The sequence below is a fragment of the Bradyrhizobium daqingense genome (assembly GCF_021044685.1).
Taxonomy (GTDB): domain Bacteria; phylum Pseudomonadota; class Alphaproteobacteria; order Rhizobiales; family Xanthobacteraceae; genus Bradyrhizobium; species Bradyrhizobium daqingense.
Window position 1 is genome coordinate 6,116,415 of the sequence record NZ_CP088014.1, and the last position, 13,608, is coordinate 6,130,022.

16 protein-coding genes and 1 pseudogene are annotated in these 13,608 nt (G+C 59.2%); 9 read left to right on the plus strand and 8 right to left on the minus strand.

Going from position 1 to position 13,608, the window contains the following annotated elements; all coding sequences use genetic code 11:
* Positions 1-182: 182 nt before the first annotated feature.
* Positions 183-1,583 (plus strand): ABC transporter ATP-binding protein/permease, encoded by a 1,401-nt coding sequence (locus LPJ38_RS29210; RefSeq protein WP_158644732.1) that lies wholly within the window; start codon positions 183-185, stop codon positions 1,581-1,583.
* Positions 1,584-1,603: 20 nt separating this feature from the next.
* Here the strand turns inward: LPJ38_RS29210 and LPJ38_RS29215 are convergent, their stop codons facing one another.
* Entirely contained in the window at positions 1,604-2,428 is an 825-nt protein-coding gene (locus LPJ38_RS29215; RefSeq protein ID WP_231088438.1) for an IS5 family transposase, read from the minus strand.
* Between the two features lie 131 nt (positions 2,429-2,559).
* On the opposite strand from LPJ38_RS29215, the gene LPJ38_RS38025 reads away from it, so the two are divergent.
* From LPJ38_RS38025 to LPJ38_RS29230, 3 genes are all read left to right on the plus strand, one after another.
* Positions 2,560-2,961 carry an ATP-binding cassette domain-containing protein gene (locus LPJ38_RS38025; RefSeq protein WP_158644845.1) on the plus strand — a complete coding sequence of 134 codons (402 nt, stop codon included), beginning with the start codon at positions 2,560-2,562 and terminating at the stop codon, positions 2,959-2,961.
* Between the two features lie 156 nt (positions 2,962-3,117).
* Entirely contained in the window at positions 3,118-3,282 is a 165-nt protein-coding gene (locus LPJ38_RS29225) for a DUF3309 family protein (protein WP_082755843.1), read from the plus strand.
* Between the two features lie 36 nt (positions 3,283-3,318).
* Complete coding sequence (locus tag LPJ38_RS29230; RefSeq protein ID WP_208750708.1) at positions 3,319-4,062, plus strand: exopolysaccharide biosynthesis protein; 744 nt, start codon at positions 3,319-3,321, stop codon at positions 4,060-4,062.
* 109 nt (positions 4,063-4,171) lie between these two features.
* Here LPJ38_RS29230 and LPJ38_RS29235 read toward each other — a convergent pair whose 3' ends face one another.
* Positions 4,172-4,396 (minus strand): hypothetical protein, encoded by a 225-nt coding sequence (locus LPJ38_RS29235; protein ID WP_145643215.1) that lies wholly within the window; start codon positions 4,394-4,396, stop codon positions 4,172-4,174.
* Between the two features lie 193 nt (positions 4,397-4,589).
* On the opposite strand from LPJ38_RS29235, the gene LPJ38_RS29240 reads away from it, so the two are divergent.
* Together LPJ38_RS29240 and LPJ38_RS29245 are read left to right on the plus strand one after the other, a co-directional pair.
* Positions 4,590-4,736, plus strand: coding sequence for a hypothetical protein (locus tag LPJ38_RS29240; RefSeq protein WP_167520826.1), 147 nt, complete (start codon positions 4,590-4,592; stop codon positions 4,734-4,736).
* Between the two features lie 115 nt (positions 4,737-4,851).
* A complete protein-coding gene (locus tag LPJ38_RS29245) occupies positions 4,852-5,016 on the plus strand; it encodes a DUF3309 family protein (protein WP_080660040.1) in 165 nt (54 codons plus the stop codon).
* Positions 5,017-5,249: 233 nt separating this feature from the next.
* On the opposite strand, the gene groL is transcribed toward LPJ38_RS29245, so the two are convergent.
* From groL to LPJ38_RS29270, 5 genes and pseudogenes are all read right to left on the minus strand, one after another.
* The gene (gene groL / locus LPJ38_RS29250; RefSeq protein ID WP_231088439.1) at positions 5,250-6,890 is read right to left on the minus strand and encodes a chaperonin GroEL; all 1,641 of its coding nucleotides are present in this window, start codon (positions 6,888-6,890) and stop codon (positions 5,250-5,252) included.
* A gap of 140 nt (positions 6,891-7,030) precedes the next feature.
* A pseudogene (locus LPJ38_RS29255) lies at positions 7,031-7,376 on the minus strand (co-chaperone GroES).
* 29 nt (positions 7,377-7,405) lie between these two features.
* Positions 7,406-8,166, minus strand: a protein-coding gene (locus LPJ38_RS29260; RefSeq protein ID WP_231088440.1) for an IS5 family transposase whose coding sequence is annotated in 2 segments (ribosomal slippage) — positions 7,406-7,827 and positions 7,827-8,166 — 762 coding nt in all. Because the reading frame shifts where the segments join, the coding sequence is not laid out codon by codon here.
* A 168-nt stretch (positions 8,167-8,334) separates the two neighbouring features.
* Positions 8,335-8,604, minus strand: a complete 270-nt coding sequence (locus LPJ38_RS29265) for a hypothetical protein (protein WP_145642558.1) — start codon at positions 8,602-8,604, stop codon at positions 8,335-8,337.
* 87 nt (positions 8,605-8,691) lie between these two features.
* Entirely contained in the window at positions 8,692-9,009 is a 318-nt protein-coding gene (locus LPJ38_RS29270; RefSeq protein WP_145642556.1) for a hypothetical protein, read from the minus strand.
* Positions 9,010-9,296: 287 nt separating this feature from the next.
* On the opposite strand from LPJ38_RS29270, the gene LPJ38_RS29275 reads away from it, so the two are divergent.
* Both LPJ38_RS29275 and LPJ38_RS29280 read left to right on the plus strand, forming a co-directional pair.
* Positions 9,297-10,661: an alpha,alpha-trehalose-phosphate synthase (UDP-forming) gene (locus LPJ38_RS29275; RefSeq protein ID WP_145642554.1), complete on the plus strand. Its 1,365-nt coding sequence runs from the start codon at positions 9,297-9,299 to the stop codon at positions 10,659-10,661.
* Between the two features lie 666 nt (positions 10,662-11,327).
* Positions 11,328-11,858 (plus strand): DUF1003 domain-containing protein, encoded by a 531-nt coding sequence (locus LPJ38_RS29280; RefSeq protein WP_145642550.1) that lies wholly within the window; start codon positions 11,328-11,330, stop codon positions 11,856-11,858.
* A gap of 698 nt (positions 11,859-12,556) precedes the next feature.
* Here LPJ38_RS29280 and LPJ38_RS29285 read toward each other — a convergent pair.
* Entirely contained in the window at positions 12,557-12,721 is a 165-nt protein-coding gene (locus LPJ38_RS29285; RefSeq protein ID WP_167520789.1) for a hypothetical protein, read from the minus strand.
* A gap of 282 nt (positions 12,722-13,003) precedes the next feature.
* On the opposite strand from LPJ38_RS29285, the gene LPJ38_RS29290 reads away from it, so the two are divergent.
* Positions 13,004-13,522 (plus strand): Hsp20/alpha crystallin family protein, encoded by a 519-nt coding sequence (locus LPJ38_RS29290; RefSeq protein WP_145642548.1) that lies wholly within the window; start codon positions 13,004-13,006, stop codon positions 13,520-13,522.
* The last annotated feature ends 86 nt before the right edge of the window (positions 13,523-13,608 follow it).

Below are 13,608 nucleotides of genomic sequence, written 5' to 3' on the forward strand. Positions count from 1 at the left end.
ATGCGTCAAGATCCTGATCGCTCGAACCTGCTTGGGTAATCTGGCGATCCGTCCGACGAAACAGAAGGCGACGCGGGCAGATGAAGGCTGACGTTGCACCACCTGCGCCTCCCCAGGCCGCCCCCCCTCCGGCGGAGGCAATTTCGAAGCCGCCGCAGGCCGCTCATCCTCTGATACCTATCATGCCGGAAGTGGCGGACAGGCCCGCTCTCGCCGATGCACGGATCAAGGCCGCGGCGACACGCGATTTCAATCTTGCCCGGGACCTTGGCGTGTTCACGCGCATACGCGCCGAAGGGGGGCGGCGCGTGATAGCCATCTTCGTCGCCTCGACGTTCGTCACCGTCGCCAACATGTTTGGACAAGTCCAACTCAACGACTGGAACGGCCGGTTCTTCGACGCCGTCGGCCGCAAGGACCTGTCCGGTTTTGTTCATGATCTCCAGACGTTCGTTGTCATCATCGCCATTTTGTTGGCGCTCACGGTTGCAAACACCTATCTCCAGGAGCGCCTGAAGTTTCGACTTCGGGAGTGGATCACCCTTCATCTCCTGGCCGAGTGGCTCAAGCCGTTGCGCGTCTATCAGCTCGGCTTTGCTGGCGAGTATGGTCGTAACCCGGATCAGCGCATACAGGAGGATACGCGTCTTCTGGGCGACTACACCGCCGACCTCGGCTGCGGCATCGTATATTCCTTGCTTCAGCTCATGGCTTTCGTCGGCATGCTCTGGACGCTCTCGGCGCAAGTCACGTTCCAGGTCGCCGGCTACGACATCGCCATTCCCGGCTACATGGTCTGGTGTGCGCTCGCTTATGCCTTGACGGGGTCCGCTCTGACCTGGATCGTGGGACGGCCGCTGATTGCCTTGAACGGTGAGCGGTATGCGCGGGAGGCGGAATTCCGCTTCGCGCTCGTTCGGGTCAATGAATCCGGCGAGAGCATCGCACTCCATGGCGGAGAGACGGACGAACGACGGCATCTCGAGACCGAGCTCGCGGCCGTCGTGGACACGATGCGACGGATATCCACTTCGCTCGCTCGCCTGACCTGGATCACGTCGGGCATTGGCTGGCTGTCGCTGGTCGTTCCAATCCTGGTGGCCGCACCGGCCTATTTCGGCGGCAACCTGACGCTTGGCGGCCTGATCATGGTGGCGGGCGCGTTCACCCAGGTGCAATTGGCGTTGCGATGGTTTGTCGACAATTTTTCCCGCCTCGCCGACTGGCGCGCCGCGGTTCATCGGGTCGCGGCGTTTCGCGAAGCGCTCGACAATCTTCCTGCGATCGAACAAGGCGCAGAGGAAATCAAACGCGCGGAGCACCCGGAGGGACATCTCGCCTTCGAGGCCGTGCGCATCCTCTTGCCGGACGGACATATCGTCATCGATGATGCGACGGCCAGCATCACCCCTGGCGAGCGCGTCTTGATTGTTGGCGACACCGGACGAGGAAAGTCGACACTCTTCCGCGCCGTGGCCGGTCTATGGCCATGGGGTTCCGGAACGATCCTCACGCCTCCACCCAAGACCATGTCGTTCCTGCCGCAACGCCCTTACCTGCCACTGGGGCCCCTAAGAGCCTGACTCAAAAAGCGTAGACGGCTTCAAGGCTGGGCCAAGCGGCGAGTTAGAAGCCTCAGATGGGCGACGAGCAGCCAGGCAAGCTCGGTGGCGGCAGACCCTTCAAAGTCTTTGGAGAGACGCCGGCATCTGCCGAACCATGCAAAGGTACGTTCGACGACCCAGCGCCTGGGCAGGAGCTGGAAGCCTTTGACCCCGTGCGGTCGCTCGACGATCTCGATCGTCCACGGTCCGCAGTCTGAGAGTGCGTTGACGAGCTGTTTGCCGCGATAGATCCGGTCGGCAAAGACATGCTTGAGCCTTGGGAAGCGGCCTCGCAAGTCCTCCAACAGGGGAACGGCGCCATGGACGTCCTGGATGTTGGCGGGATGAACATATGCCGCCAGCAAGAGGCCGTTGGTGTCGGTCACGATATGGCGCTTGCGCCCCTGGAGGCGCTTGCCGGCGTCGAACCCGCGTGGCCCGCCGGCCTCCGTCGTCGAGGCGGTCTGGCTATCGATGACGGCAGCTGTCGGTGTGGACTTTCGCCCTGATCTCCGGCGCTCCTTCCGAACCAAACCTTCGACGATCTCCTGCCATCTACCCGTGTCGCGCCAGGCGTAAAAATAGCCCTGCACCGTCGAGTAAGGCGGGAACCCCTTCGGCAAGGCGCGCCATTGGCAGCCGCTCGACAGAACATAGAAGATCGCCTGCACAATATCGCGCAGATGGACCTTCCGCGGCCGGCCCAATCGCTGTCGCGGCGGCATCTTCCGGGCGATCAGCGCCCACTCGGCATCGGTCAGATCGCTTGCGTAACGCAGCCCACTGCGCTGATACTTGATACGAGCGGCTTTGGTCCACGGCATGGTGTCCTCCCTCGAATCTTTGCAAATCCGAAGGAAGCACAAGCCCGCTAAAGCCGCTCACCTTTTTCGGTCAGGCTCTAAGGAACGCCCTGAGCTATCCGAGCCCGCCCGATGCCTTCCTCGATGCGGATGTGCGACAGGCCCTGGAGCGGTGCGATCTCGGCAATCTCATTCCCAAGCTCGACACGACCGAGCGCTGGGACAAGGAGCTCTCGCTCGGCGAACAGGAGCGCCTCGCTTTTGCGCGCCTTCTCCTGCACAAGCCGGCATGGGTCTTTCTGGACGAAGCGACGGCCGCGCTCGACGAGGACAGCCAGCGCCGCGTCATGGCTCTGTTCGACGATGAGCTGAAGCAGACCACCGTGTTGAGCATCGGTCATCGGCCGGATCTGGCCGTCTATCATACCCGGACGCTTCAGCTCGTTCATGGACGTGACGGTGACCGCCTCAAGCTCAAACCGCCGCCTGCGCCACCTCCGCCTCGACGATGGCTGCAGCGGCTCGACGACTGGCTGCTGAAGATCGGACCATAATGGCATCCGCTTAAGCGCCTGCATTTTTGACTTGCGTCAAACAGGCCTTGCTACTTTGCGACAAGATGAGTTCCTTACTAGGAACTGAGTGGGTCGTCCACAAGCTGGGCAAGTTCGAGACAGTGACGTCACGACCATCCGTAAAGGGAGACTCAAATGTCAATCTGGACCATTATTCTGATCATTCTAATCATCGCGCTGCTGGGCGGCTTCAGTGGGATCGGTGGCGGTCCGTTCTACGGTACTGGCTACTACGGCGGTGGAGGTCTTGGTCTTGTGATTGTCATTCTGCTGATCTTGCTTTTGCTCGGCAAACTTTGATCAGGCGGTCGCCGGGCGCGCCGGTGATGAGCCCGCTTGAAATGCCGCTTATTTCATACGTTTTGCGATGCTCCGGTCGCGTCTGTCGGCGCATTTGAGTTCGTTGAATTTACCATTGCGTTCGACCGAGACGCCAACGAAGAGAGAAGAGAGGAGGCGGAACTGACGCTGCCCGCCGAAGCCACTGCGTTCGTCCCTGCCTCTGTCTTGCTGCAGCGGCTTCACGACGAGGCGCCGGCGGATCACTTTACCCTCGACTGGCTGATGAGCCGCATGCACCGGCGTTCCTTCGGACTCATCATGCTGCTACTCGCTATAGTCGCCGTTGCGCCGGGCGTCTCGATCGTCGCTGGCCTGCTACTCATGGTCCCTGCGTTCCAGATGATTCTGGGCCAGAACATGCCGGTGTTTCCGCGCCGTATCGCCGCCCGTCCAATACCGACCATGCACCTCGCCGCACTAGTACTGCGGGCTGTGCCTGTGTTGAGGTCTCTTGAGAAGTTGATTCATCCGCGTTGGCCGACTCCGCTCGATGCAACCAAGCGTGTTGTAGGCGCCGTCGTCGTGCTGCTGAACATCACCCTGCTGTTCACGCCGGTCCCTCTCAGCAACATCGTCCCCGCCCTCGTGATCGCGCTCATCTCGTTGGCGTATCTTGAAGAGGACGGGATCTTGCTTTCGATCGCAATGTTGGCCAGCATCGTTGTGCTGGCTATCGAGTTGGTGGTGGTCTGGGAGACCGTCCTCGGCGGGAAATGGCTCTTTGACCCCTGGTCCTAGCCCGCGCGTAATCGACAGCGAAACAATGCGGCACGTTCTGATGTAACTTCGTCGTCCTTTAACAGCTATGATTAACCTGGCGACGCGCGCACGGCGACCTTCAGCGACGTCATGTCAGGCTTTCCTTCTCCTTTACAATCTGCGTTAGCAGCTTGCGCACCCGCTCGTCGTGAAACGTCATTCCAAACAGGGCCAAAACAACCTGGTTGGGCGGAAGTTCCTCGTCACTCTTTGCCTGCCGGATAAACATTTCCATCTCACCATTTTCCCGAACGACGATAGCCGCGTCGTTGGCACGGAGATCAATGCGAGTTGGTCGTTTCAGCCCGAACATTCTCAACTCCTGTTTGCGCTTTCGATCAGACGACTGGGATCTCGATCAACGCCGATTGAGGGCTCATTCGTCTAAAACTACAGCCGATGTCTCGTTCGAGTCCGTTGATTTGCATCAACATGATTTGGTGACTGCCTCGTAAGCTTCGATAGGCCCCATCGTAAGCGAACGCACAAATTAGGAATCCCGGACCATGTCTCGCAATATTCTTTACCTCGTCATCGGCGGGCTCGCCGTCGTCGCGGGGATACTAGGCTATCAAGTCTACCGGGAACGGCAGAAAACCACTGGCGTCGAGATCAGCATCGGCGAGCGTGGCATTTCGATCGAAAAAAAATAGCACTACGTTCTTCCCAACAATGCCCTCGACAGCCGCCCTCGGAGCTTGAGGACGCGCGCTAACTCGCACTGCCAAGAAGCCCATATCCCCAAGATCGCACCAAAGGAGTCGGACGATGTCAATCGGACTTATCCTCGTGATCATCCTCATCATCTTCCTGCTCGGTGGCTTCAGCGGCCGCTTTGGCGGCTACGGCTATGGCTTCGGCCACGGCGGCATGGGGGTCATCGGCATCATCCTGGTCATCCTGGTCGTATTGCTGCTGCTGGGTCGACTCTGATCCCCCCGGTATCGGCTGCGCCGGCCGGCGCAATTCCAGAATATCACCATTCCTTAGTGGTCGACCGGCTCGATCCCGTCGAGGCGCTGCGCTTCGAGTAAGCGAGACGTTGACCAGGCGGCTCGGCGTCGACGGAAAACTTGAAAGTTGGAGCGCCGCTTGAGCTGATTCCTGCAGAAAAGCCCGGCATTTTTGCCGGGCCTTCGCTATTGTTGAGCTCTGACCGAGTTGGACTAAAAATCCATCCCACCCATACCGCCACCTTGCGGCATGCCGCCACTGCCGGCGTTCTTCTTTGGCAATTCGGCCACCATGGCTTCGGTCGTGATCAGCAGCGCCGCAACGGAAGCCGCGTTCTGAATCGCCACACGAACGACCTTGGTCGGGTCGATGATGCCCTTGCTGACCAGGTTGCCGTATTCGCCGGACTGGGAGTCGAAGCCATACCCATACTCATCCTTCTCCAGGATCTTGCCGACGATCACCGAGCCGTCCTCGCCGGCGTTGATCGCGATCTGGCGGGCGGGAGCCGACAGCGCCTTGCGCACGATCTCGACGCCGGTCTTCTGGTCGTCGTTCTTGGTGCGCAGCCCCTTGAGACGCTCGGAGGCACGCAGCAGGGCGACACCACCGCCCGGCAGGATGCCTTCCTCGACCGCCGCGCGGGTCGCATGCATCGCGTCATCAACGCGATCCTTGCGCTCCTTCACCTCGATCTCGGTCGCGCCGCCGACGCGGATCACCGCGACGCCGCCCGCGAGCTTGGCGAGACGCTCCTGGAGCTTCTCGCGGTCGTAGTCCGAGGTGGTCTCCTCGATCTGCGCCTTGATCTGGTTGACGCGCGCCTCGATGTCGGCCTTCTTGCCGGCGCCGCTGACAATCGTGGTGTTCTCCTTGTCGATCATCACCTTCTTGGCGCGACCGAGCATGTTGAGCGTGACGTTCTCGAGCTTGATGCCGAGATCTTCCGAGATCGCCTGGCCGCCGGTCAGGATCGCGATGTCCTGCAGCATGGCTTTGCGGCGATCGCCGAAGCCCGGCGCCTTGACGGCCGCGACCTTCAGACCGCCGCGGAGGCGGTTCACGACCAGGGTCGCGAGCGCTTCGCCTTCGACATCTTCCGCGATAATCACCAGCGGCTTGCCGCTCTGGACGACGGCTTCCAGCAGCGGAAGTAGTTCATTCAACTGAGACAGCTTCTTTCCGTTGATGAGGATGTAGGCGTCGTCCATCTCAACGCGCATCTTGTCGGCGTTGGTGACGAAGTAGGGCGAGATGTAGCCGCGGTCGAACTGCATCCCTTCGACGACTTCGAGTTCGGTCTCGAGCGACTTGGCTTCTTCAACCGTGATGACGCCCTCGTTGCCGACCTTCTTCATGGCGTCGGAGAGGAACTTGCCGATTTCCGCGTCGCCGTTGGCCGAAATGGTCCCGACCTGGGCGATCTCCTCGTTCGAGGTGACCTTCTTGGAGTTCTTCACGAGATCGGCGACCACGGCTTCCACCGCAAGGTCGATACCGCGCTTGAGGTCCATCGGGTTCATGCCGGCGGCAACCGCCTTCGCACCTTCGCGGACGATCGCAGCCGCGAGCACGGTCGCGGTGGTGGTGCCGTCGCCGGCCGCATCTGCCGACTTGGAGGCGACCTCTCGCACCATCTGGGCGCCCATGTTCTCGAACTTGTCCTCAAGTTCGATCTCCTTGGCGACGGTGACGCCGTCCTTGGTGATGCGGGGAGCGCCGAACGACTTGTCGAGCACGACGTTGCGGCCCTTCGGACCGAGCGTGACCTTGACCGCACTGTTGAGAATATCGACACCGCGCAGCATGCGGTCACGGGCATCGACGCCGAACTTAACTTCTTTGGCAGACATGATGATCTCCGTTTTCAACTGTCATATCCGAAAGACCGCGCGACTCGCGCGAGCTCTTTAGGGACGTGATTTCAACTTGCAGGACTTATCCTTCTCCTTCGAGACGCTGGCTGCTTAGGATAAGGAAAACAGACTGGCGTTTAGACGACCTTCTTCGTTGCGGCAGGCAGCTCAGTGAGATCGCCCATAATGTCGCTTTCCTTCATGATCAGAGGCCATGACCATCAAGCTTGACCGGTGCCTGACCATTTGCCGAACAGAACGCGGTCGCCAACCCTGAGATCGATGGGAAGCAGCTTGCCGGCTTTGTCGCAGCCATCAGGACTTCGCCCTGCGGGGGTTTTTCCTTGGCGCTGTCCGGAATGATGATTCCACCGGTGGTCTTCTCTTCGGCTTCGATCGCTTGACCACGACGCGATCGTGAAGCGGACGGAATTTCGTGCTTTCCTCCCATTTTCTGTTGTTGTGCTTTGGACGAAATGGCAATCGCGGCTAACGAGTGCTAGGGTCCAGACTCAATTGAGCCAATATGCGACGAGAGCGGCGAGATGAACAGCGGCCAAAAAATTACGGGCGAGCTTGTCATATCGCGTGGCGATGCGCCGGAAGTCCTTGAGCCTGCAAAAGCAGCGTTCGATGACATTTCGTCCTTTGTAGGCGCGTTTGTTGAAGCGATGGATGACGACACGGTTAGATTTATTGGGGATTACGGGCTTGGCGCCACGACGAATGATTTCGCCGCGAAGCTTGTCGCCATCATACCCTTTGTCGGCGAGGAGCACGCTCATGGGTGGCGCGAGCGCCAGGACATCGGGAGCCGCAGCGACATCGGCATCCTGGCCTGGAGTCAGATGCAGGACGACCGGCCGGCAGAGCGGATCGCTCAGCGCATGGATTTTTGTCGTGCGGCCTCCGCGCGAGCGGCCGATTGCTTGATTGTGCTCCCCCCTTTTCCGCCGGAGGCACACCGGTGAGCTTTAATCGAGGTCGAGTCGAGCGACAGTACGACGCCGTCTTCGCCAGGCTTGGCCAGCGCTTCGAAGATTGCGCACCATCGTCCTCGCTTGGCCCAGCGATTGAAGCGATTGTAGATCGTCGTGTAAGGGCCGTATTCACGTGGACAATCACGCCATCGTGCACCCGATTGCAGCATGTGAATGATGCCGCTGACGATGCGTCGGTCGTCGTCCCGATCCGGCCCCGTCAGTCCCCTCGGCAGATGCGGTTCGATACGCGCCCATTGCCTGTCGTTCAGCCAAAACAAACCAGCGCGCATTCTCTCGCCCCCGAATCAACACGTAGGCAAGAGAATCACGTGGCGCTATTTAGGTACAGACCCTAGTCAGCACATAAGCGGCCGCGGGAGGACGAACAAGACCGTCCGCAAACGATATTCGCTCAGAGCACCACGGTTCGGCGGTGCTTGTCGAGATCGAGCGGCTCGTCACTCGTGAGGCGCGTCGGCATCAATCCGCTGCGCGTCAGCCAAATCGACCGGGCTGATGGAAATCATCTCCATCGTTGAACCGCGCGGCGACGCCGCTGGCACCATGATCATAGTGGCAACCCGGCGAAACGACGCGAACGACAATCCTTCGATCATCTCCTCATCGGTGATGACCTCGTACGCACCCGGAGGCAGGAGACGGTCGATCCCCTTGATCCGGAAAGGATGCCTGAAGGTAACCGTTTCGCGTCGCGAGCGCGTAGTCATGATCGGCTGTCCTTCACAAACAGCTTCGCATTGGCGTTATATGGTGAAGCAATCCGCTTACCGTGCTCCTTGTGCCGAGCTTGGCTGTCAGCGCTCACGTGAGGCGTCCTTATGATCGTGCAGGAAACGGGCAATCCGCGTCTTCAACACGATGGCGTCGTGCGATTTTCCCGAGGCCGCGTGCTCGAAGAGCCTGCGTTGGACGTCAGTAGGCAGATCATTCCATTCGCTGACAAGGGCGGCACCCAGGCATTCCAGGACCCTGCGCTCCACGTCCCGCAAATCGCTCGCATTATAAGGTAAAGGCCACGCCAGCTCCTGCGCTCCGCCTTCCTCGTCCCAACGGTCGAGAGCGGTTGCCATTTCTTCTTCCGACGCTGTCCTTCGACCCTTCTTTTTGACCATGCCGGATAATCGCACATATCGCAGGCAAGCGCCATTCGGTCGAGAGCGGGCCGATCCCCAACACCAATCCGTCCAGCACCGAGAATGCTGCAGCTGCGAAGATCGGTTTTAGACGGCGGCCACAGCTCGGCTCGTCTGCAGAGTATTCTATATTTCCCGTGAGAAGATCTGTATGTTTTGCAAGTAACGCCTTGATCTTGCCGCTCGATATCCATGCGTCGCCGCCAGGGCTCCGGCGGATGTGACCGGGTCGGTCATCTGCGTTGCCGGTTCGGAAAGGACCCCGCTTGAGCCGCTTGGTCATCGTCTCCAACCGTGTCGCCTTGCCGGGAAAAGCTGCGCAGCGCAGCGGCGGCCTTGTGACGGGCCTCGTCGACGCTCTGCATCAGGCTGGAGGGTTATGGTTCGGGTGGAGTGGCAAGCTTGGAGAAACAGCACCAGAGCCGAACGTTTTTGAGACCGAGGGAGTGACGTACGCTACCGTCGATCTTACCCGCGCGGACCATGATGGTTACTACAGCGGCTTCTCGAACGCGGCACTGTGGCCCTTATTCCACTACCGTCTTGACCTCATTAACTTTACCCGCCGGGACTTGGCCGCCTATCGACGGGTGAATGCCCTGCTCGCCGACGCCCTCGCGCCCCTGCTTATGCCGAGTGACCTCGTCTGGGTCCATGACTATCATCTGATCCCGATGGCCGAGGAACTTCGTCGCGCCGGAGCCACACAACGGATCGGATTCTTCTTGCATACGCCGTTTCCGTCTTTGGGTGTGCTGGAGACCCTTCCCCGCTACGGCGACCTGCTGAAATCACTGTGCGCTTACGATCTCGTCGGCTTCCAAACAGAGGAGGATCTGACCGCCTTCCATGACGCTATCGTTCGCCGTGCAGGAGGCAAGGTTTCGTCCGATGGCCAGATTCAGGCTTTCGATCGCGTTCTTCGCGCCGGCGCCTTCCCGATCGGGATCGATACTGAAGCCATTGCCGAAATGGCCAGTCGCGCTGTGACGTCACGAACGGCGCGACGGCTGCAGGAGAGCCTGCGGGGGCGCCAGCTCATCATTGGGGTGGACCGGTTGGACTACAGTAAGGGCCTCGAGCACCGGTTCAAAGCGTTCGCCGGCTTTCTCGAACACTATCCCGCATATCGCAACCGTGTCCGCTTCCTGCAGATCGCCACCGCAACGCGCAGCGACGTTCCTGAATATCGTGCGCTGCGGCAGAGGCTCGGTGCGTTGGCAGGCGACGTGGCCGGTCGCTACGCCGAACTCGATTGGGCGCCGATCCAGTACTTGAACCGGAGCTTTTCACAACGCTCGCTCGCTGGCTTCTTCCAGCTCAGCCACGCCGCTCTTGTCACTCCTTTACGCGACGGTATGAATCTGGTTGCAAAGGAGTACGTCGCTGCACAAAACCCCGACGATCCCGGCGTGCTCATTCTCTCGCCCTTCGCGGGCGCGGCCTATGAACTCGACGCTGCCGTCTTCGCCAATCCGTATGACCCAGACGCCGTCGCCGAAGCATTGCGGAATGCGCTGGCGATGCCGCTTGAGGAGCGCCGCGAGCGTTGGCAGGCCATGATGGTGGTGCTGCGTCGCAATAGCATTACGACATGGCGCGAGAATTTCCTCGAAACACTTGGCCGCTGAATGGGACGTCGTTGGAAAGTCGCTTCCGTGCAGCAGCGCGATCATCTCTTTCGTAAATCAGGTGAGCCAGTCCCCGATAAAGTGTTCGAAACTATCTCCGGGGCGGAAATGATCCACGGGTGACGGGACTATTTGTATCCGCTTGATCGTCCCGCCGAACCAGATAGACCAAGGGCAAGTCACCGGCAGCATTCTCCGTTTTCGCGTCAACGTAGTACACTTCTTCTGCTGGCTTGGCGCGACGCACCCTGATTGGTGACTTCCCATTCCAAAGCGCCCTGTGGCCGATCATCATTCGCTTCAAGTCCTCTTGCAGCCAGTCCTCTTTGCCGAGTTCTCTGGCCTGACGGATCGTCGCAGCTCTGAACGCCAGAATCGGCTGACCGTCGATCTCCAAAACGAAGACGGGCGGCGGTGGCCCCTCGGCTTTCGCTGGTATAGTCATTCGGACCGTTCCTTCCTCTCCTGGCGACGCGGCGTTGCGAACCCGGCGTCGCGGCCCACACAGGCGCCTCGCCGGCTTTGGTAGCTACTAACCTTGCCACAAGAGCCCGCCCATTTCACGTTTACGGATTTTCGGCAATAGAGATCAGGCAACAGCCGTTGATGGTAATACTGGCTTCGTCACGTGGCCGGCAGACCCCTCTCAAACTGTGGATGCAACAAATGACCAATGAGCAAACTCACAAGGTCCACCTCAGTCCAGAAGACCAGGAGCGGCTGCGAGAACTCCGGACGCAGAAACCAGCCCGCAACTTACCAAAGCTCGCACTGACGCCGGGCGCGATGTTTGCCGACCGGGTCGCTGAAACAGTTGGTTCTTGGCACTTCATCATCATCCAAAGCGTCCTTCTCGGCATTTGGATCATGCTGAACATGATGGCATTTATCAAACATTGGGACCCTTATCCCTTCATTTTGCCGAACTTGGTTCTCTCCTTCCAGGCGGCCTACGCAGCGCCAATCATTATGATGAGCCAGAACCGCCAATCTGAAATTGACCGCAGGCATGCAGAACACGACTACCGGATAAATGTGAAAGCTGAACTCGAGATCGAACTGCTGCACAACAAGATCGACGCCTTACGTGAGCAGGAAATCCTGCAGCTCCTCAACATCATTCAGCGCCTATCCGCGCACCTTGCGCCCGAGCTTGTCGCGGCAATCGAGGCCAAGGCGGTGCCGGATAAGACTTAGGTCATGTCGGCCGCGATATTCAAACATGACTTTGCTTTCGCATGCGGCGGCGCCGTGGGTGGAGAACGATCCCGACGAAAGCGAAAAGAGCAAGGGGCTCTACCCGATTGATGCGCGTCAACACCCTCATTGAGAAAATGCCTCCTTATCAAAACAAAGATAAGCGGGAGGAAATTGCCACCATGCAATGGCATCATAGCGCGAGTTTGAAGGACTGTCGCATTCTCGTCCTGGAAGACGAATACTTCCTCGCTGACGATCTGGAGAGGGCGTTGAAAGATCGCGGGGCGACTGTGATAGGCCCAATTCCAGCTTTAGACGAAGCAAAAGCGTGCGCCGCAAACCACGACCTCGACGCAGTGGTGATGGAAGTCAGATTGCGGGGTGAAGCTACATATTCCATAGCTGACGATCTGGTTCGGAGGCACGTACCATTCGTCTTCGCGACCGGCTACAGCGCAGACACGATCCCGAAACGCTTTCAGAGCGTCCCTTGCTTCGCTAAGCCATACTATGTCGACGAGGTAGTCGATCACCTTACGAGGCACTGTTGTCGGAAGACGCCCCCCGCAATTTATGAACACACGATGGCCGCTTAGTTGCGCGGAACGGATGGGAAGCACGCAACGAACTACAGTAAGGGCAACTGAGGGCCCTTATCCCTCAGGGCCAACAGGCGACCACGGCCTTCCTTCTGCTCACGGATGCCTTGAGTGATCATTCTTTGCTGGATTTGACGAAACGTCTTTCGCTTCTTCCTCGGCCAGGAGCTTTCGGATGACGGCTCGTTTATCCTCGTTAGTCTCCTCCTCGAGGAGCTTGCGATAACGGCGTATGTTCTCGTTGTGAATATAGCGCTCCATTGCACCACTCCCAAATACACCGCGCTGTGGCATCAGCCTAACACTTGGCACGGAAGACGAGAACAAGAACTTCTGAGCGCTGGTTGAGCCGGCCGGACATGCTCTGCTCGTTGGGTAAACCTTACTGACGTGCACTCTCTTACTCACGTGCACTCTCGCCCGCATGCTTCATCATGTGGCCTTTCCGCTTTCAAGCAACCCAGCCAATTTGCGCTACATCAACGCCGTCGCGCACAGGCGCAGCACTATCTCGACATTCCTTCAGCCCATGGGAGAGAACAAATGAGCCTTCCGAGATTGTGGACTACCAGCCAGGAATCCGTATTCGACCCATTCAGGACGATGCGACGTGACATGGAAGACGCGCTTCGCGCTTTCAATCAGGGGTTGCCATCTCGCACTATCGGGGCGGGCGTGCCGGCAATCAATGTGGCTGAAACCAAGGATGCCTTCGAGGTGACCGCCGAGCTTCCCGGCGTGGACGAGAAAGATATCAAGGTCAGCCTTGACGGCAATCAGGTGGTCATCTCCGGCGAGAAAAAGGCGGAGAGCACGAAAGATGAAAAGGACTGGCATGTCGAGGAGCGCAGCTACGGCTCCTTCTATCGATCGATGTCTCTGCCTTTCAAGCCGGAAGATGGAGCCGTCGAAGCTCATTTCGACAAGGGCGTGCTGCATCTCGCCATCAAGAAGCCTGCCAAGGCCGTGAAGACTACCAAGACGATCGAAATCAAAACAGGCGCTCCACCGAGCGCGAGCCCGGTATCGGATACAGCGGCGGCGCCGGGCAAGGCTGCCTGATCCTGCACAGTCGTCGCAACAAACCGGAGACCCGGACCGGACAAGCTTGGTGCGGTCTCCGGGTGTTGTCATCCCGTTCTTTCGAT